The organism is Emticicia sp. MM (assembly GCF_001649495.1).
The window spans coordinates 1-19,750 of sequence record NZ_LXHX01000044.1; the positions used below are offsets into that span (position 1 = coordinate 1).

General features: G+C 35.3%; 17 protein-coding genes, 1 pseudogene and 1 riboswitch. Of the genes and pseudogenes, 10 read left to right on the forward strand and 8 right to left on the reverse strand.

Annotated features, from left to right (window positions below):
• Together A6M55_RS06115 and A6M55_RS06120 are read left to right on the forward strand one after the other, a co-directional pair.
• A pseudogene (locus A6M55_RS06115) lies at window positions 1-412 on the forward strand (type II restriction endonuclease); the annotation flags it as partial.
• Between the two features lie 44 nt (window positions 413-456).
• Window positions 457-1,983 (forward strand): aldehyde dehydrogenase family protein, encoded by a 1,527-nt coding sequence (locus A6M55_RS06120; protein ID WP_015030466.1) that lies wholly within the window; start codon window positions 457-459, stop codon window positions 1,981-1,983.
• A gap of 92 nt (window positions 1,984-2,075) precedes the next feature.
• On the opposite strand, the gene A6M55_RS06125 is transcribed toward A6M55_RS06120, so the two are convergent.
• Complete coding sequence (locus A6M55_RS06125) at window positions 2,076-2,537, reverse strand: Lrp/AsnC family transcriptional regulator (protein WP_015030467.1); 462 nt, start codon at window positions 2,535-2,537, stop codon at window positions 2,076-2,078.
• Between the two features lie 267 nt (window positions 2,538-2,804).
• Between A6M55_RS06125 and metH the strand changes: the two genes are divergently transcribed.
• Window positions 2,805-6,461 carry a methionine synthase gene (gene metH / locus A6M55_RS06130; protein ID WP_064196954.1) on the forward strand — a complete coding sequence of 1,219 codons (3,657 nt, stop codon included), beginning with the start codon at window positions 2,805-2,807 and terminating at the stop codon, window positions 6,459-6,461.
• Window positions 6,462-6,466: 5 nt separating this feature from the next.
• Window positions 6,467-6,991 (forward strand): ion channel, encoded by a 525-nt coding sequence (locus A6M55_RS06135; protein WP_015030469.1) that lies wholly within the window; start codon window positions 6,467-6,469, stop codon window positions 6,989-6,991.
• A gap of 75 nt (window positions 6,992-7,066) precedes the next feature.
• Here A6M55_RS06135 and A6M55_RS06140 read toward each other — a convergent pair whose 3' ends face one another.
• Window positions 7,067-7,621: a DUF6580 family putative transport protein gene (locus A6M55_RS06140; RefSeq protein WP_015030470.1), complete on the reverse strand. Its 555-nt coding sequence runs from the start codon at window positions 7,619-7,621 to the stop codon at window positions 7,067-7,069.
• A 106-nt stretch (window positions 7,622-7,727) separates the two neighbouring features.
• Window positions 7,728-9,158, reverse strand: coding sequence for a circularly permuted type 2 ATP-grasp protein (locus A6M55_RS06145; RefSeq protein ID WP_064196908.1), 1,431 nt, complete (start codon window positions 9,156-9,158; stop codon window positions 7,728-7,730).
• Window positions 9,159-9,304: 146 nt separating this feature from the next.
• Here A6M55_RS06145 and A6M55_RS06150 point away from each other — a divergent pair, with 146 nt between their 5' ends.
• Together A6M55_RS06150 and A6M55_RS06155 are read left to right on the forward strand one after the other, a co-directional pair.
• Entirely contained in the window at window positions 9,305-10,882 is a 1,578-nt protein-coding gene (locus A6M55_RS06150; protein ID WP_064196909.1) for a DUF5723 family protein, read from the forward strand.
• Window positions 10,883-10,994: 112 nt separating this feature from the next.
• The gene (locus A6M55_RS06155; protein WP_015030473.1) at window positions 10,995-11,678 is read left to right on the forward strand and encodes a response regulator transcription factor; all 684 of its coding nucleotides are present in this window, start codon (window positions 10,995-10,997) and stop codon (window positions 11,676-11,678) included.
• Window positions 11,679-11,866: 188 nt separating this feature from the next.
• Here the strand turns inward: A6M55_RS06155 and metX are convergent, their stop codons facing one another.
• The 5 genes from metX to A6M55_RS06180 form a co-directional block, all read right to left on the reverse strand.
• Complete coding sequence (gene metX, locus A6M55_RS06160; protein WP_064196910.1) at window positions 11,867-12,877, reverse strand: homoserine O-acetyltransferase; 1,011 nt, start codon at window positions 12,875-12,877, stop codon at window positions 11,867-11,869.
• A gap of 32 nt (window positions 12,878-12,909) precedes the next feature.
• The gene (locus A6M55_RS06165) at window positions 12,910-13,386 is read right to left on the reverse strand and encodes a YdeI/OmpD-associated family protein (protein ID WP_015030475.1); all 477 of its coding nucleotides are present in this window, start codon (window positions 13,384-13,386) and stop codon (window positions 12,910-12,912) included.
• A gap of 111 nt (window positions 13,387-13,497) precedes the next feature.
• Window positions 13,498-13,614: riboswitch (SAM riboswitch) on the reverse strand.
• 137 nt (window positions 13,615-13,751) lie between these two features.
• Window positions 13,752-14,795, reverse strand: coding sequence for a CHC2 zinc finger domain-containing protein (locus A6M55_RS06170; protein ID WP_015030477.1), 1,044 nt, complete (start codon window positions 14,793-14,795; stop codon window positions 13,752-13,754).
• Between the two features lie 72 nt (window positions 14,796-14,867).
• Window positions 14,868-15,620 carry an SDR family NAD(P)-dependent oxidoreductase gene (locus tag A6M55_RS06175; RefSeq protein ID WP_064196911.1) on the reverse strand — a complete coding sequence of 251 codons (753 nt, stop codon included), beginning with the start codon at window positions 15,618-15,620 and terminating at the stop codon, window positions 14,868-14,870.
• A gap of 112 nt (window positions 15,621-15,732) precedes the next feature.
• On the reverse strand, window positions 15,733-16,662 hold the full coding sequence (locus A6M55_RS06180; RefSeq protein WP_015030479.1) for a homoserine kinase: 930 nt from the start codon (window positions 16,660-16,662) through the stop codon (window positions 15,733-15,735).
• Window positions 16,663-16,882: 220 nt separating this feature from the next.
• Here A6M55_RS06180 and A6M55_RS06185 point away from each other — a divergent pair, with 220 nt between their 5' ends.
• From A6M55_RS06185 to corA, 4 genes are all read left to right on the forward strand, one after another.
• On the forward strand, window positions 16,883-17,443 hold the full coding sequence (locus A6M55_RS06185) for an OmpA family protein (RefSeq protein WP_064196912.1): 561 nt from the start codon (window positions 16,883-16,885) through the stop codon (window positions 17,441-17,443).
• A gap of 37 nt (window positions 17,444-17,480) precedes the next feature.
• Entirely contained in the window at window positions 17,481-18,020 is a 540-nt protein-coding gene (locus tag A6M55_RS06190; RefSeq protein ID WP_015030481.1) for a hypothetical protein, read from the forward strand.
• Window positions 18,021-18,185: 165 nt separating this feature from the next.
• Window positions 18,186-18,749 (forward strand): phosphoribosylglycinamide formyltransferase, encoded by a 564-nt coding sequence (purN, locus tag A6M55_RS06195; protein ID WP_015030482.1) that lies wholly within the window; start codon window positions 18,186-18,188, stop codon window positions 18,747-18,749.
• Between the two features lie 26 nt (window positions 18,750-18,775).
• Window positions 18,776-19,720 (forward strand): magnesium/cobalt transporter CorA, encoded by a 945-nt coding sequence (gene corA, locus A6M55_RS06200; RefSeq protein ID WP_015030483.1) that lies wholly within the window; start codon window positions 18,776-18,778, stop codon window positions 19,718-19,720.
• Window positions 19,721-19,750 lie beyond the last annotated feature (30 nt).

A 19,750-nucleotide genomic window follows, 5' to 3' on the forward strand; every position in this document is an offset into this window, starting at 1 on the left:
TGTCTCTATATTAAAACGATATACAGGAGAAATTCAACCAAATATTAATACTCCTAAGGATAAAAGAAGGATGTTTGCCAATGAATTTTCAGAAAATGAACAAGCGGAAATATTAAAATGGCTTAGTACCAATAAATCGCTTATTGTTTCGGATATTTTGAAAGGCAGAGGTCAATTCGCGGCAGAATGGATGTTGGTGGCACAAAAAACAAAATCGAATTCAAGATGGATTTTGAAACCAATGAATTTTTGTCTTAACTATTTTGGTAATGGAGCAGTTGAAATAACCGAAAGAGGTAATTTCAAAATAGGGAAAATAACAATGCAAAGAAAAGGCGGTGATGGAGGCAGAATCACAGCAAATATGCTTCAATTTAAGTTAAACCCTGCTGAATTATTTGAAAACGAATAAATTTAGAAATTAGTAAATACACTTCAAAAAATCAACAAAACCAAATGAAACAAGTATTAAAATCATTAAAAATCAAGTCTATCAATAATGGGCTAAGCACTGGAATAGAGAGTTGGGCAGGGAGCGGTAAAGTGCTGAGTTCATACTCACCAGTTGATGGACACTTGATTGGAAAAGTTCGTCAGGCAAACCGGGAAGATTATGATAAAGTCATAGAAAGTGCAAAAGCTGCTTTTAAAGTTTGGCGTAATATTCCTGCACCTAAACGAGGTGAAATTGTGCGTCAGATGGGCGATGCACTTCGTGAAAATAAAAATGCTTTAGGGCGTCTCGTAAGCTACGAAATGGGCAAAAGCCTGCAAGAAGGTTGGGGTGAAGTACAAGAAATGATAGATATTTGCGATTTTGCGGTTGGGCTCTCTCGTCAATTATATGGTCTTACGATGCACTCAGAGCGTCCGCAACACCGTATGTATGAGCAATGGCATCCAATTGGTATTGTTGGAATTATTACGGCTTTTAATTTTCCAGTAGCAGTTTGGTCATGGAATACCATGCTTGCTTGGATTTGTGGCGATGTTTGTGTTTGGAAACCCTCAGAAAAAACACCATTAACTGCCATTGCTTGTCAGAATATTATCCAAGATGTGTTGCGTAAAAATGATATTCCAGAAGGAGTTTCTTCGATAATTGTTGGCGATAGAAAAGTAGGAGAGTGGTTATCAAATGATACGAATGTTGCTTTAGTATCTGCTACCGGTTCTACAAGAATGGGTAAAGCGGTTGGTCAAGCTGTTGCCGCTCGTTTTGGTAAAAGTTTGTTGGAGCTCGGTGGAAATAACGCCATCATTGTCACACAAAATGCTGATTTAGATGTTGTAATCCCAGCAGTTGTTTTTGGAGCGGTCGGCACAGCTGGGCAACGTTGTACAACTACTCGACGATTATTCTTACACGAAAGTATCTTTGAGGAGGTAAAAGGACGATTAGTGAAAGCCTATTCTCAACTAAGAATCGGAAATCCATTAGATGTTCACAATCACGTTGGCCCTTTGATTGATTTGGATGCTGTTAATAACTATCAAACAGCTATTAATAATATTGTAAATGAAGGAGGAAAAGTGCTTTGTGGAAATGAAATTTTAAGTGGAACAGGCTATGAATCAGGTTGTTATGTAAAACCAACTATTGTGGAGGTTGAAAGCCAAAGCCCGACCGTTTGTCATGAAACCTTTGCTCCAATTCTTTACATCAAGAAATTTAGTACGCTTGATGATGCCATCGAATTACAGAATGCTGTTCCGCAAGGTTTATCTTCTTCCATTTTTACCCTAAATATGCGAGAAGCTGAACAGTTTTTATCTTGTACAGGCTCAGATTGTGGCATTGCCAATGTAAATATTGGTACTTCAGGAGCTGAAATTGGTGGAGCTTTTGGCGGAGAAAAAGAAACGGGCGGAGGTCGTGAAAGTGGCTCAGATGCTTGGAAAAACTATATGCGTCGCCAAACCAATACCATCAATTATAGTTCACAACTGCCTTTAGCTCAAGGAATTAAGTTTGATTTATAAGATTAGATTATAAAAGCGAGACAAGAGCTAAATGATAAATTTTCTCTTGTCTCTTGTCTTTTATCTCTTGTCTATTGTCTAAAGTCTCATATCTAAATATCCAACTTCGTTTCATTCTTAATTTCGCTCATAACAAATGTGCTGTGCGTACTTCCAATGTTTTCGAGTGAAGCTAATTTATTCATCAAAAAACTTTGGTATTCACGCATATCATCAACCACAACTTTAATCATAAAATCGTACTCGCCAGAAATATTATGGCATTCAATTACTTCACTAAGCTTTACTATTTCCTCAACAAATCGCTTACCCGCTTCTTGTGCATGTTCTTTCAAACGAATGTTGCAAAATACCATTAAATCTTTTCCCACTTTTTCACGGTCAACAAGAGCAACATACTTTTTTATAATTCCTTCATTTTCCAATCTTCTTACACGCTCATAAACAGGAGTTGGAGATAGATTTAGTCTTGAAGCCAATTCTTTGGTAGTCAGATGTGCATTATCTTGTAATGACTTTAAAATTTCTCGGTCAGTGCTATCTAACTTTTGCATAGATAAAATGTCGTTTTTAACAAAAATATTTTCCAAATTTAAAAATAAAATTACTCATAAGTACTATTAATATAGATAAATTATCTATTTTTTTTGAAATTATTTAAAAAATCAATCTTTAAATCGTACTTTTGTGAGATAAATTTTGTTAATAGACTATTATTGATACATGAAGTGTGTAAGACACTTCAATCTAAGTAAAATAAAGAAAAAGTGGCGAACATTCAAGAAATATTAAAAGAAAGAATCCTTGTACTTGATGGTGCAATGGGGTCGATGATTCAGACTTTCAAATTGACAGATGCTGATTATCGTGGCGAAAGATTTAAAGATTTCCCACATGAAGTAAAAGGCAATAATGATTTACTTTCAATTACAAAACCTGAAGTTATCAAGAATATTCACCGTCAGTATTTAGAAGCTGGAGCCGATATTCTTGAAACCAATACTTTTTCGGGTACGTGGGTAGCAATGGCCGACTACCACATGGAAGATTTGGTGTATGAACTCAACTATGAATCAGCAAAAATTGCTCGTGAAGTAGCCGATGAGTTTACTACTAAAAACCCTAACAAACCTCGTTTTGTGGCTGGTTCAATGGGGCCTACAACTCGTTTGAGTTCGATGTCACCCGATGTGAATAATCCGGGTTATCGTGCCATTACTTTCGACCAATTAGTAGATGCATTTTATGAGCAAGTTAGAGGCTTGGCAGAAGGTGGAGTAGATTGTTTTTTGGTTGAAACAATTACCGATACACTTAATGCCAAAGCGGCTTTATTTGCTATTAGCCAATACAATAGAACTACTGGAAAGAATATTCCTACAATGGTTTCGGGTACAATTACCGATGCCTCTGGACGTACACTTTCTGGACAAACAACTGAGGCTTTTTTGACTTCAGTTTCACACTTGCCATTACTTTCAATTGGTTTAAACTGTGCCTTAGGTGCTGATTTGATGCGTCCATACGTACAAATTTTAGCTCAGAAAGCTCCATTCTTCACATCAGCACACCCGAATGCAGGTTTACCGAATGAAATGGGCGAATATGACCAGTCGCCAGAGCAAATGGCCTTGATTATTGATGATTTCCTTAAAAATGGATTTGTAAATATTATTGGCGGATGCTGTGGCACTACGCCTTCACACATCCAGGCAATTGCTGAGGTTGCAGCAAAATATAAACCACGCGAAATTCCGGAAGAAACGCCTATTCAAAAATTATCTGGTTTAGAACCTTTAAATCTTACCAAAGAAACCAATTTTGTAAATGTTGGTGAGCGTTGTAACGTAACCGGTTCTAAGGCTTTTGCTCGATTAATTCGTGAAAGTAAATATGATGAAGCATTAAGTGTTGCTCGTAATCAAGTAGAAAATGGTGCTCAAATCTTAGATATTAACCTTGATGAAGGGATGATTGATGGGGTAGAGGCTATGACTACTTTCTTGAATTTAATTGCAGCCGAACCAGATATTTGCAGAGTGCCAATTATGATTGACTCTTCAAAATGGGAGGTTATTGAGGCAGGTTTGAAATGTGTGCAGGGGAAATCAATTGTAAACTCAATTTCCCTGAAAGAGGGTGTAGAGAAATTCAAGGAATATGCTCAGAAAGTAAAAGATTATGGTGCTGCGGCAGTAGTAATGGCTTTCGATGAAAGTGGTCAAGCTGATAGCTATGAGCGAAGAATAGAAATATGTAAGCGTGCTTATGATATTTTGGTCAACGAAGTGAATTTTCCTCCACAGGATATTATTTTCGACCCGAATATTCTTACGGTAGCAACTGGTATTGAAGAGCATAATAATTATGCAGTAGATTTCATCAATGCCACTCGTTGGATAAAAGAAAATCTACCTTATGCGAAGGTTTCGGGTGGGGTTTCAAATATTTCGTTCTCTTTCCGTGGAAATGAGCCAGTTCGTGAAGCTATGCACACTGTTTTCTTATACCATGCGATTCAAGCGGGTATGGATATGGGAATTGTAAATGCTGGACAATTAGGCGTTTACAGCGATATCCCGCAGGAAATGCTTGAGCATTGTGAAGACGTATTACTCAATCGTCGTCCAGATGCTACAGAACGCATGGTTGCTTTTGCCGAAACCGTAAAATCGAAAGGGAAAGAACAAGTAGTTGATAATGCTTGGAGAAATGAAACCGTTGAAAAACGTTTAGCCCATGCTTTAATCAAAGGTATTACCGAATTTATTGACGAAGATGTAGAAGAAGCACGCCAAAAGGCCAGTCGCCCACTGGAAGTGATTGAAGGACCATTAATGGACGGTATGAGTATCGTTGGAGATTTATTTGGTGCTGGAAAGATGTTCTTGCCGCAAGTGGTAAAATCTGCTCGTGTAATGAAAAAGGCAGTGGCTTACCTACAACCCTTCATTGAAGCCGAGAAAGTTGGTGGTTCTTCAGCAGGAAAGATTCTATTGGCTACAGTAAAGGGTGATGTGCATGATATTGGGAAAAATATTGTAGGGGTAGTTTTAGGCTGTAATAACTACGAAATCATAGATTTAGGCGTAATGGTTCCGACGCAGAAAATCTTAGATGAAGCTCGTAAACACAACGTAGATATTATTGGACTTAGTGGATTAATTACGCCAAGCCTTGATGAGATGGTGGGAGTAGCTAAAGAAATGGAGCGTCAAGGGTTTTCCATTCCATTGTTGATTGGAGGAGCAACAACTTCACGCATACATACCGCAGTAAAAATTGACCCTCATTATTCTGGGCCAGCCATTCACGTTTTAGATGCTTCACGAGCAGTGCCTGTGGCGGGTAAGTTAATGCAAAATGAGCAGACTAAAGAAGAGATTTTTAGTGATATTAAAGCTGAATATGCACAATTAAGAGAAGAACACGCCAATCGTCAGAAAGATAAAAATTATGTTTCTATTGAAAAGGCCAGAGAAAATAAAACAAAAATTGATTGGACAAAATATGAGCCAACTAAGCCAAGTTTCTTGGGCAATCGTATTTTTGAAAATTATGATTTAGCAGAGATTTCCAACTATATTGATTGGACTCCATTCTTCCAAACTTGGCAATTACATGGGAAATATCCTAAGATTTTTGAAAATGAAGTGGTAGGAGTAGAAGCTCGTAAATTATTTGATGATGCTCAAGTAATGTTAAAAAATGTCATCGAAAATAAACTTTTACAAGCCAATGCAGTAGTAGGGTTTTATCCTGCAAATTCGGTGGAAGATGATATTATTTTAAAAGACTTTGAGGGTGATAATGTATTAGATGTGGTTGAAGAATTACAAAAAGATTTTAAAGTAAATGCTTTACCAGTAAAATCATTACATCATTTGCGTCAGCAAGGTCAAAAAGCTGCTAATTTGCCTAATATCGCTCTTTCTGATTACATTGCCCCGATAGAAAGTGGTGTACAGGATTATATCGGAAGTTTTGCTGTAACAACTGGAATTGGCATAGAGACTTTATTGGAGCAATATGAAAAAGACCATGATGATTATAATTCAATCATGCTCAAAGCAATTGCCGACCGTTTGGCAGAGGCTTTTGCCGAATTGATGCACGAAAAAGTTCGTAAAGAATTATGGGCTTATGCGAAAGAAGAAAACCTTGATAATGAACAATTAATCAAAGAAGCTTATCAAGGTATTCGTCCGGCTCCGGGATATCCAGCTTGCCCTGACCATACAGAAAAGGCTTCTCTTTGGAAGTTGTTAGAGCCAGAAAAAATTGGTATTCAACTTACCGAAAGTTATGCCATGTATCCAGCAAGTTCGGTAAGTGGTTGGTACTTTGCTCATCCAGATAGTAAATACTTTCCAATCGGAAAAATAGCTAAAGACCAAGTAGAAGATTATGCCAAACGTAAAAACATGAGCTTAGAAGAAGCTGAAAAATGGCTTGCTCCTGTTTTGAATTATGATTAATTAACATGAATTTGACTCTGCCAAAGCGAGAAATAGCAGAATTTGCCATTCTTTTTGCAGTTGCCTATTTATTTAAAGTAGTGTATGTACAGCAGTTTTTTTCTGTACATACACTTATTATTTTTATTACCCTTTGGGCATTTTTGAAAAGTATCTATTTTGTTTTCGAAAACTCCATACATTTACTTGTAGCAACTTCGCAAGATATAGCCTATCATAAATTTCTTTTTTTAATGACATACAATATTGGCCAAATGACGCTTTCATTTGCAGTAGATTTCTTTTGTCTATATGAAGTTGATAAGAATAGTTTTATTGGCGTAGCTCCTGAATTTTCAAAGTTAGAAGAAGCTTTTGAGTTTTTCTATTTCAGTGTGTTAAACTTCACTTTTTTTGGTTATGGCGATTTAATGCCCAATACAATTGCAACCAAAATAGTTCTTTTGATGGAAGTCATAATTGCATTTCTTACAATCATATTTATCCTTTCTGATTTTATTTCTATGAAAGATTCTTTGAGAAAAAAGTAAAATAATTAAATAATCCACAAAAAAAGAGCGAGTAATCATTTGATTACTCGCTCTTTTAGTATTGGTAATTAGATATTACGCCATTTTCAAAGCATCAAATCTGCGTTGCAAGAATGCAAAACCACCGAATAGAACTGTTGAAAAGAATAAGTCACCTAAAATTTGGTTTTTCAAGAATGGAAGACCTGCTGTATAGGAAGCCATTAATCCTTCAATCGAATGAGGATATGAAATCATGGTTGGGTCATTGATTTCTGGAACCGGATATAAATAAGCACAGTTAGTAATCAAAAAGAAAATCAACGAGCTTGCTAATGATGCACCAACAACCTCCACTGGACTTACTTTTTTTATAGCAATCATTCCAATTACAGAAACTAAAGCAAATGCACCGTAAACCATTGGCATACCACTGTGAAAGCCAAAACCGGTAGTAATTTCTAAAATTACATCACTTAAAAACATGGCAGCCATCGGAAGGAAAAGTGCTTGCCAACGTTTAGTAAAATAAGCACCACCAAACAAAGCTATTGCCGCAATTGGAGTAAAATTAAATGGATGTGGCAGGAACCTTGACAATGCTGCCAAAACTACTATTGCCAATAAAGTTGAGAAACGTGTAATATTCATGATAAGAGCTCTGAATTCTGAGTTATGAATTCTGACTTTGAAAATAATTTAATTCAGATATACAAAAATACAAAAAAACTCAAAACTCAGAACTCAAAACTCATAATTATTTAAGTACCCAAGTATCTTTGCTGCCACCACCTTGCGATGAATTTACTACTAGCGAACCTTTTTTCAAAGCAACACGAGTCAGTCCTCCGGGCGTAACATGAATACCATTTCCGTAAAGAATGTATGGTCGTAGGTCAACGTGGCGGCCTTCTAAACCATCATCTACTAAACAAGGGCTACGTGATAGTGAAATTGTAGGTTGAGCGATATAATTTCTCGGATTTGCTTTGATTCGCCCTCTAAATATATCGTGTTCTTCTTTGCTTGCTTTGGGGCCAATCAACATACCATAACCACCCGCTTCATTGGCTTCTTTCACAACTAATTGTTCGATATTTTCTAATACGTACTTCATAGAATCTGGTTCTCCACACAAATAAGTAGGTACGTTTGGTATAATGGCTTCTTCTCCCAAATAATATTTGATAATTCTTGGTACATAAGCATAAACAACTTTATCATCGGCTACACCAGTACCAGGGGCATTAGCTAAACCAATATTTCCTTTCTTATACACTTCAAACAAGCCTGGAATACCAATCAAGGATTGTGGGTTAAATGTAAGTGGGTCGAGGAAGGTATCATCTATTCTTCTATAAAGTACATCAACAGTTTGGAATCCCTTGGTAGTCCGCATTTTTAGATAATCACCTACCACAACTAAATCACGATAATCTACTAATTCTACGCCCATTTGCTGAGCCAAATATGAATGTTCAAAATAGGCTGAATTGTAGATTCCAGGGGTAAGTACCGCTACGGTAGGGTCGGGGCGTCCAGAAATATGACGTAGTACTTCAAGTAATTTCGCAGGATATTCTGAAATCGAACGAACATTCGATTGTGAGAGAACATCTGGGAATGTTTGCTTCGATAATTCACGATTTTCAAGCATATACGATACACCAGAAGGGCAACGAAGATTATCTTCAAGTACAGTAAATATGCCATTATTATCACGAATCAAGTCAGTTCCTGTAATGTGAATCCATACACCTTTGGGAGGTGTAAGTCCTTTACATTCAGGTAAATAGCCTTTGCTTGATTCAATGATTTCTCTCGGAATTATTCCATCATTGATGATTCTTTGCTCGTTATAAATATCTTGTAAAAATAAATTTAAAGCAGTAATTCGTTGGACTAATCCCTTTTCAAGATTATCCCACTCCTGAGAGTCGATTACTCGAGGAACTATGTCAATTGGAATGATTCGTTCGGTTCCTCCATCTTCAGAATATACGTTGAAAGTAATTCCTGCGGCAACCATCGAACGCTCAGCTGCTTTTTGTTTACTAGTTAAATAATCAAAGGAAAGATTTTCGATTTTTTCTTTCAAGAATTGATTCCCAGCTCTTGGCGAACCCTGTGAATCAACCATTTCATCAAAGAAATTTTCGGTTTTGTAGTTGTTGAAATCGTAATTCATAATTTTTCTTTGTATATCGGTAAAATTGAAACTACAAAGTATGATTTTATTCTAAAAATCCAAAGGAAGTGTGTATAATTATTTACATTTGTATCATGATATTTTTCTTGAGTGGCCCTTTATAAAAACTTACCCTTTACCCTAAAATGAGAATCCTTTTTTGTCTTTTCTTTCTCACTATATCTACTTCATTTGCACAACAGTGGCTTGGAATTTCATCAAGTAATTATTCGGGTACTTATGGTATTTACAATAATCCAGCGAACATTGCTGATTCGCGTTATAAATTTTTCATGAATTTTGCTGGGGCTAATGCTGATGTAATAAATAATTATGCTTCATGGGCGGCTCCCTTCTCAATAGTGGGTTTGATGACAAGAACTGTTCCAAATAGGTATCTAGCTCCTAGTGGTTTGCCGATTTTTAGTTTATCCTATATAAAGGAGAAGACAAATATTTCAAATGTAACTTCATTTGCGTCTATCGACATTAAAGGGCCCTCTTTGATGTATAATTTTAGCAAATATAAGTTTTCTATTGGTCTTACATCAAGGGTGAGAGTATTAACAAACCTCAATAATACAACTCCAGATGTAGCACATATACTTGTAAAAACTACATTCGAGCCCAATATATTTGGAGTTAGGCAAGATAACAGCCATTTTTCTATGAATGCAAATGGTTTTGCTGAAATGGGCCTCACAATTGGAGCTGTAATCAAAGAGCAAGAACAGGATTTCTTTAAAATCGGTTTAACCGCCAAACGCTTAAATGGTTTATTTAATGTTCATTTGTTGGCTGATAATTTAGATTATGTGATTGATGCAAATGCCTTAAGACCACTTCGACAAGATTTGTTTTTTTATAAAGCACAAGGTATTTATGGGACAACGAGTGGGGATGCATTGCGTAACTTTAGTTTTACACCTAATTGGCTTTTTGGAAATTTAGCTGCTGGAACAGGATATGGAATTGATATTGGTGGGGTATATGAATATCGTCCTGATTTTTATCAGTATGATATAAAATTGAAGGGAAAATGGAGCATGGATGGAACCAAAAATAAATATTTGTATAGATTAGGATTTGCATTATTAGATGTTGGAAGTATTCACTACAATAATCCCGCTTATGTTAAGCAAGTCGGTATTAATAAACCAAATGTTTATGTAGCACCCGAAACATTTAGTAAAATTGACTCCCCAGATAAGTTTTATCACCAAATGAATGATGCCTTTAGTATTGCCCCTGCAAGCTATACTAGTGATTTTACAGTGGTTTTACCAATGGCTTTATCAACGAATTTTGATTATAAGTATTCAGAAAAAATTTACATTAATGCTTCTTGGATTCAGAGTTTGAGGAATCCAAAAGTTTTAGGCATGAATCAACCTTCATTAATCGCCTTAACACCGAGGTTTGAAACAAAATGGATTGATGTTGCCGCTCCCATTGCCCTACAAAATGGTTATAGAAATCTAACGATAGGTCTAATGGGGCGTTTTGGACCATTATTTATTGGAACCGAAAATTTGGGTGGTGTTCTAAATATCGCTAAACCAAATGGCATTAATTTTTATATGGGCTTGTTTTTACCTTTATTTATGAAACTACCCGATTCTCCAAATGGCTGTTATGTAGAGACTACTTCAGGATTAAAACATGAATTAAGAGAATTATTTAAGAAAAATAAGCAAAAACGTAAATGGAATAAGGTACACTAGGCATTTGCTTGAATCATTTTAATCAAAATTTAATCTTATTTTTAGTAAGGACTATACTTGTAGTTAGAATTTTACAGCATTAATAGCATTACAGTATTAAATCTTGATGAAAATGGCAGCAACTAAAATATTACTTGTAGAAGATGAATTAAGGCTAGCAGAATATGTAAAGAAGGGCTTAGAAGAAAATGGCTTTAGTGTTGATGTAGCCTATGATGGACAGATAGGGAGAAGTTTAGCATTGAGCAATGCCTATGACCTAATGGTTTTTGATGTTAATCTTCCTAAAATAAGCGGTCTTGAGTTAACAAAAAAGCTTCGTTCAGAGCAGATTAAAACCCCAATAATGATTCTTACAGCAATGGGAACTACTCAGGATAAAATTTCTGGATTCGACTCGGGTGCTGATGACTATTTAGTTAAGCCATTTGACTTTTTAGAATTAATTGCTCGCCTTAATGCATTATATCGCCGCTCGAGTGAGGTTGCGGAAATGAAAAAAAATCTACAAGTTGCAGATTTGGAGTTAGACCTTAATGAAAAAAATGCTAGAAGAGGGGGTAAATTGATTACCCTTACTTCAAAAGAATATATGCTTCTTGAGTTTTTTATGAGAAATAATGGAAAAGTTGTTTCTCGTACTGAAATTGCTGAAAAAGTTTGGAATCTCAATTTTGATACTGGAACGAATACGATTGATGTTTATGTAAATTTTCTACGAAAAAAAATAGATCAGAATTATGAAGTTAAGCTTATTCATACGGTTGTGGGTAGAGGTTATATGATGAAAGGATGAAGCAGCTTTTTTCGCATTTTATAATTATGACATAAAAAATAACTTCAGAAATGGCCAATCCACTCTGAAGTTATTTTTTTACGGAATTATAAAAATGTTATTACAAATTTACAATCCGAAGATAGTACAGATTTTTAACACCGATTTTACAGTTGTTATTACAATTTTAGCAAAATCAGTGATTTTTATCAATTAAAAAATCCTTTGATTGTTTCGGACATTGCTTCAAATTCAATTAAAAAACCATCATGTCCATACATTGAATCAATAAGTGCATAACGTGCATTCGGAATTTGATTGGCAATAAATTCTTGTTCTTCTGGTGGAAAAAGTACATCTGAACTTATTCCAATTACCAAGGTCTTTGCTTTTATTAGCTTGAGTGCCTCTTCAACTTTTCCACGTCCACGCCCAACATCATGTGAGTCAAACATTTTTGAGAGTGTCCAATACGAAAATGCATTGAATCTTTTACCAAGTTTTTCTCCTTGATAATTCTGGTAAGTATTCGCTCGAAAGAAATCTACTTGACCTTCATCTCTCGATTGCGTACGGCCATAAGTTGCATAATTTCTGTAAGAGAGTAGTGCAATTGACCTTGCCACTTTCATTCCATTCATACCTGCTTTGGAGTTTCTTTCAATCCAGGTTGGGTCTGCTGCAATAGCCATTCTCTGTGACTCATTAAAGGCTATTCCCCAAGGTGAATGAATGGCATTTGTTGAAAATAAAATTAGGTTTTCAAATAATTCTGGTTGCATAATTGCCCATTCAAGGGCTTGTTGCCCACCAAGAGACCCACCCAAAAGGGTATTTATTTTTTCAATATTTAGGCTTTGTCTTAATAAATCTATGGCACGCACTACATCTCGGATTGTCAGAAAAGGGAAATCATGAAAATAAGGCTCACCAGTTATTGGATTCTTGCTTAATGCATTGGTCGAACCATAATGAGAACCTAAAATATTCGCACAAACAATAAAATGTTCAGCTGGATTATACAGTCTTTTTTCACCAATTAGGCCATTCCACCAATCCGATGGATTAGCATTTCCTGTAAATGCATGGCATACCCAAATTACATTACTCTTATCAGCATTGAGTGTCCCATAAGTTGTATAAGCCAAATCGAATTCTGGTAACCAAGCTCCTGATTCTAACTTAAAGGGTTCGTCGTGATGAAATATCTTGTTTTCCATTATTTAGTTGTACACAAATTACAATTTGTTGATTAAGCTTTGTTTTTTCTTAGTCTTTCAAATAATTCAATTATTCTTTTAATTCTTGTTTCGGGTAGTTTGCCACTATCAATCCATCTTCTATAATCCTTTTGTCTAGATGCAGAAAGTTGGTTGTATAAACTAGTCATTTCCTCATCAAAATCAAGGGCTTCTTGCAGTTCTGTTGGCATAGGCACTATCCGTTCTTCAAAATCTTCCTCAAGGCTAATCAAAATTTCATCATGTAATTTTATACCTAAATCTTTTTGTAGTTTTATGGGTAATGTTAGGGCATGTTGGCCAGCACCTTTAGGGAAAAGATTACTTTTAAAAGGTTTATTATTTATTAAACCTTTAACCTTGATAAAGCCTCTTTTTCCAAATATCTCAAAAGCATCTTCATGAAAATCAACGTAATGCCAAGAACCAGCTGGATTGGGGGGCATTTTTTTGATTACTTCTCTGAATACAATAACTTTATTAGACATAAACTAATGGGTTGCTCAAAGCTGAAAACAGAACCATGTTCCACAACATCTCTTTGCAATGTTTACTATCAGATTTAAGTACTATAAAAAACCAATGATTGATGTATGATTGGTTTATAAGTCCGAAAGGTCTGACCCATTCGGTAGGTGTTGGCACCTTATCGCTAGTAGCGGGACAGGTTGCCCGAGGTTCATAGAGCCTATTCTCTCCACTCGTCTGTATAAATCAATCAATCAGCTACGTGAGTAGGATAATTGAATTGATGATGCAAATATGCGTTAGTATTTGTTAGAAAACAAGATTTTGAGTAGAATTTGTGTGATTATGGTGTCAAAAGTGATTTTTTTATTTAGGTAATAAAAGATTATCGCTGACCAAAATATTCGTTTATATCTTTAAATCCTTTATTCCAATCTTTTTTTTCTGCCAAAATCCCAGCCATTAAGAAATCTTCAATTATTGTTTTTGTTCCGTTTATTCCAGCCTCATCATTATCAAAGCTTATCCAAACTTTGTATTTTTTGAAGTATTTAAACCATTCTTTTTTAAAGGTTTTTGCACTGCCCAAACTCACTGCCGGCATACCATTTTTGACCAATGTCATACAGTCAAATGCACCTTCAGTCAGATATACTTCTGAATTTGGTCGTAATTTTTTGATACCATCAATATTAAAAATGGTTCTCGGTACTCCCGAAAGAAATTGATACTTACTAGCTCCTTCAGGTGGATTTCCTATACTTCTTCCTTGTAGATAAATAATTCTTCCATCTTGGTAATAAGGAATGATGATAGGATGAACAAAGAAAACTAAGTTCCCTTTATCATTCACAATTCCACTGCCTTTTAAGTCTTCCAATGAAAAATGTTCTTTTAAAAACTCGTTTGTAGCAACGTAGTTTTTGATGACAAATAATCTGAAATGCTTGATTGTCCAGTCATCAATTCCACGTCCACGTAAATATTCTGCTGCTTTTCGAGCAGATTCTGTTGCGGGCTGACTTAGGCAGAATGTTTGAAAACGTTCATATATTTCGGTGTAAATAGGCTTGAATTCAAACTTTTTTTCGGGAAGTGGTTTATTGGAATAAATACTTTTAATATCAACTTTTCTAAAGTTTTTATTTCGAACACCATCGTAGTTTGGAATGTACCTACTGGCAAGTTCTTCAAGAGCGGTTTTGAAATCTATTTTGCAAGTATCTGCATAAAGATTGATAACATCTCCGTGTTTACCACAACCAAAACAGTGAAATTCGTTTTGTGGAGGAGGGTAAAAAATGAGAGAAGGAGAGTCTTCAAAGTGAAACGGACAATTCATTCTTCTGCTTTGGATTATTTCAAAACCTAAGTCACGAGCAACTTGCCGAATATCAATTTCTTTTACCCGCTGAAGTAGATTATCCATTGAAATGAATGAAGATTGAAGCTACATTAATGATGATTTTTACTGAAAAAATCATCATTAATGTAGTCTATGTTATTTTCTGTGAATCATGGTAGGTGCAGATTGTGCTTTGGCATAGAGAACAATATCAGCTATTGTAACTCGGTCAGGCGTATTTATTGCATACAAGATTGTATCGGCAACATCCTGTGGTTGAATGGCTTCAAAGCCTTCATATACTTTTTTGGCACGTTCAGCATCTCCTTTAAATCTTACCAAAGAAAAATCTGTTTCTACTGCCCCAGGTGCAATATTTGTAATTTTAATGCCATGTTTAGTTAGGTCATGACGCATTCCTTCACTGATTGCTTCAACGGCCGATTTAGAAGCACAATAAACAGCTCCATTCGGATAAGTATATTTGCCCGCTACCGAACTTATATTGATAATATGCCCTTTTTGGCGTTCGACCATTAGAGGCATTATTTCTTTCGAAACATACAGTAAACCCTTTACATTTCCATCAATCATGGCATCCCAGTCTTCTAGATTACCTTCATTGATTGGTTCTAAACCGTGAGCATTTCCCGCATTATTTACTAAAATATCAATCTTTTTCCAATTATCAGAGAGAGATTGTATTGCCTTTGCCACATCAGATTGCTTTCTTACATCAAATGCAAGTGTTGTAACGTTCACTTTTTCGGAAAAATATTTTTGTAGTTCTGCAAGTACTTCTGTTCTACGACCACATAAAATTAAATCAATTCCGTTGTTAGCAAATGCCTCGGCCGTGGCTTTACCAATTCCAGAAGTTGCACCAGTTATTAAGGCTATTCTACTCATTTGTTGATTTTAATGTTTATATATTATTCTTTAGTTTGTTATTGCTAAAGATAGTTTCATTTTAATCATTAAAAGAAAATTAATATTGACCTGATTAAATTCAATACTTAAATTAACCTATAATTTTGGGTCCTTCTTGATTGATTCCTGAAACATACGCATTCGCAATAATACCTACTTTTTCGAAGCTACTTTTCATTGCAATTCCAACCTTTTCAGCAGTTTCTAAACCTTTACTAAATGCAAAAATTGATGGACCAGCTCCAGAAATACTACATCCTAGTGCACCCGCATCTAATGCAGCATTTTTTACTTCAAAAAATTCGGGAATTAAAATCGCTCTAACTGGTTCAATGATAAAATCAATCATTGAGTTGGCAATTAGCTGATAATCTGCTTGCATGAGTCCCGCAATCATTCCAGCTACATTTCCCATTTGAGCAATTGTATTTTTCATAGATACTTCATTACGTAAAATATGTCGAGCATCTTTTGTATTTACTTCAATATCAGGGTGAACGATTGTTACAAACAATTCACTAGGCGTAGGTACTTTAAATACATCCAATGGATTATAACTTCTAACAACCACAAAGCCACCCAATAGGGCAGGGGCTACATTATCTGCATGAGCCGAACCACATGCTACACGTTCTCCTTCCATAGAAAAAGGAAGTAAATCTTTACTGACTAATGGCTTGCCAAGTAGTTCATTTACCGCAAAGACACCCGCAACTGAGCTTGCAGAGCTACTCCCAAGACCACTGCCTAATGGCATTTTTTTATGAAGTTCAATATCAAAACCTTCAGAAATTTGAGTGTATTGAAGGTATTTAAGAATTGGCACTGAAACGGTATTTTTAGAAATATCGTAGGTGAGTTTTCCTTCATCGCCTGTAATTTGTGTAATAACAATTTGTTTGTCAGTTCGTTTTCTAACAATTACTTCATCGCCGGGAGCATCTACTGCAAATCCGAAAATATCAAATCCACAAGCTACGTTGGCTACTGTTGCGGGAGCAAAAATCTTAATAGAATCCATCAATAAAAATTTGTATGTTTCTTTGGTTTTGTTTGCCAAATTTAGTCCTTTTTAGCCGATTTTCTGAAACTGATTTTAGAAATATTATTTACTTGCGTAAGATTGTCCTTCTTTTTGTGTCGTACAAAGAAAAAATACTTGTATTTCGGTTACTTTTTATTAGATTTCGCTTCGTAAGAATAAAAAAAGTAATTTTACTGAACCCCAAACAAATCAAACAATGAACAGACTTTTTTTACCACTTCTGATTCTACTTTGGGCATTGTTGTACACAGGTTGGTGGAACTGTAGTAGAAAACCTCTATGTTCTGGCGAACCTGTCGCTGTAGGAGGTGATTTAACCGAAAATACAGTTTCTCCCCCAACAATTGATTCTACAAAAGTAGCCGATACTGTTAAAACAGAAGTACCTAAAGCTTCCACACCTGAAGAGCAAATTTTATTTACTCCATTAGATGTTTATTTTAATGTGAATCAATCAGGTATCAGTAAAACACCTGAAATCGAGAATTTTATTGAAACAGCCAAGAAATATTTTGAGAAAAATCCCAATAAACAACTGATTATCACTGGTCATTCGGATAGCGATGGCTCAGATGAATTGAACCAAAAGCTTTCTGAAAACCGTTCTAAGAAAGTAAAAGAATTTTTAATTCAAGAAGGTTTAAAAGCTGAACAAATTATCACGGAAGGTAAAGGCGAAAAAGAACCAATCGCTTCTAATGAAACTCCCGAAGGGAAAAAGCAAAATCGTAGAAGTACGGTACGTTTGAAAGAATAAATAAAGAAACTTTATAACTAATAAAAATATTAAAATAATGGAATTTTTTAAGTGTTGGCTAACAGACTTCCCTTGGGGAGTATTTCTTGGATGTTTATTACCACTACTTTTACTTTGGTGGTTTATGAATCGACAGATTAATCGTTGGAAATTACATGCCAATGAACTTGAAGACCGTATTAGTTTTTTAGAAGGTGAACTTGCTGCATGTAGAAAATCTAAAGTGTCAACAATTCCGAATGTAGATACTGCCAATGGTTCATCTGGAATTACCGCAGGAGCGGCCATTGCTGCAGGTGTTGGAGTATATACAGGACCACCAAAAAAAGATGATTTGAAAATTGTTGAAGGAATTGGCCCTAAAATAGAAGAATTATTTAATAATGCGGGAATCTTTACTTTTGCTGAGCTAGCTGAAACTTCAGTAGAAAGTATGAAATCAATTTTAGATGCAGCTGGGCCACGTTTTCAGATACATAACCCTACTACATGGGCTGCCCAAGCAGCGTTAGCTAGAGATGGTAAATGGGATGAGTTAAAAAAATGGCAAGATGAACTTTACAAGGGCAAGGCTTAATTGAAAATTATGAATATAAAAAAGTCTCTTCGGATTACCGTAGAGACTTTTTTAATGCGGTTACAATGTTTTTCTCGAAAAAAAATGTTTGTTTCGCAGAAAATTATCTAAGATTGAAAATTATTTATTAGATAAATAGTTCTTCAGTTGTTTAAACTATAATTAATGAAAAGGATTGCTATTTTTGCTTCTGGCTCAGGAAGTAACGCCGAACGCATTGCCACATATTTTGCAGCGAATGATAAGGTTAGTATTGAGCTTTTTCTTACCAATAATCCAACTGCGGGTGTAATCGAACGTGGAAGACGACTAGGAGTTCCGACCGTAATTTTTGATAAGAAAACTTTTAGTAAAACTGATAAAATTGTTCAATTATTACAAAATCAGGAAATTGATTTGGTAATTTTAGCTGGTTTTTTGTGGTTGATTCCTGAAAACTTAATAAAAGCATACCCAAATAAAATAGTTAATATACATCCAGCTTTATTGCCAAAATATGGAGGTAAGGGAATGTGGGGGCATTTTGTTCATGAAGCAGTAGTAGCAGCCCATGAAAAAGAGTCTGGAATTACGATACACTATGTAAATGAGCATTATGATGAAGGTGAAGTGATTTTTCAAGCTAAATGTGAAGTCGTTCCATCGGATACGCCTGAAGATGTAGCCAAAAAAGTACAATTACTTGAGCATATTCATTTCCCGGAAGTAATTGAAAAACTAATTGAGTAAACAACCTTTAAAAAAAGAGGGCAAAGATGGTTAGAATTTTTTACAAGGAGGGCAAGCAGGTAAAGAAAGAAACCGATGTCAGAGAGATTGGCCTATTGAAAAACTTGATGTGGGTTGATTTGCAATCACCTACTAACGAAGAAGAAGAGTGGGTTGAAACAAAGTGTAATATAAGTTTTCAGACTCCGCAAGAAATTGTTGAAATTGAGAGTAGTGCCCGCTATTTTGAACAAAATAATACCATTAATGCAAACTCCAACTTTTTAATTGCTGAAAATGATGGTTATTCATTTTATCCAGTTTCTTTTTTAATTAGAGATAATATACTTTTCACCTTTCGCCAAGGCGATTCTAAGACTTTTGCTGATACGGTTAAAAAGATTCGATTGGGTGAAGAAGTTTTTAAAGACGGGGTTGATATTCTACTTCTTCTATTAGAAACAAGAATTGAATCGGATGCAGATTTACTTGAATGGATGACCAAAGAGGTTAAAAGTATTAGCCGTACGTTGAGCCGTGAAAAGAAACCCAAACAAGATTCTCTAATTACTATTAATAATCTCCAAGAAAATACGATGGTTATTCGTGAAAGTATCATTGATAAACAAAGGGTACTTTCGCAGATTCTAAGAAGTCTTTATTTTCCGGAAGATAGAAAAGAACGCCTTCGAATTGTTTTAAAAGATATTAACTCCCTACTTGAGTACACTACTTTTAATTTCGAACGTTTGGAGTATTTGCAGGATACTTTTATGGGCTTGATTAATCTAGAACAGAACGAAATAATAAAGATATTTACTGTTGTAACCATCTGTTTTCTGCCACCTACGCTCATTGCAGGTGTTTTTGGAATGAATTATCCATTAATTCCAACAACCGAGCATCCTTTCGGATTTTGGATTGCTGTTATTTTAATGGTGATTTCCTCCTTGGGGTTTTTGTGGTTCTTCAAACGAAGAAGATGGATTTAGAATGTACGTTATTTAATATTTTTTAAAATA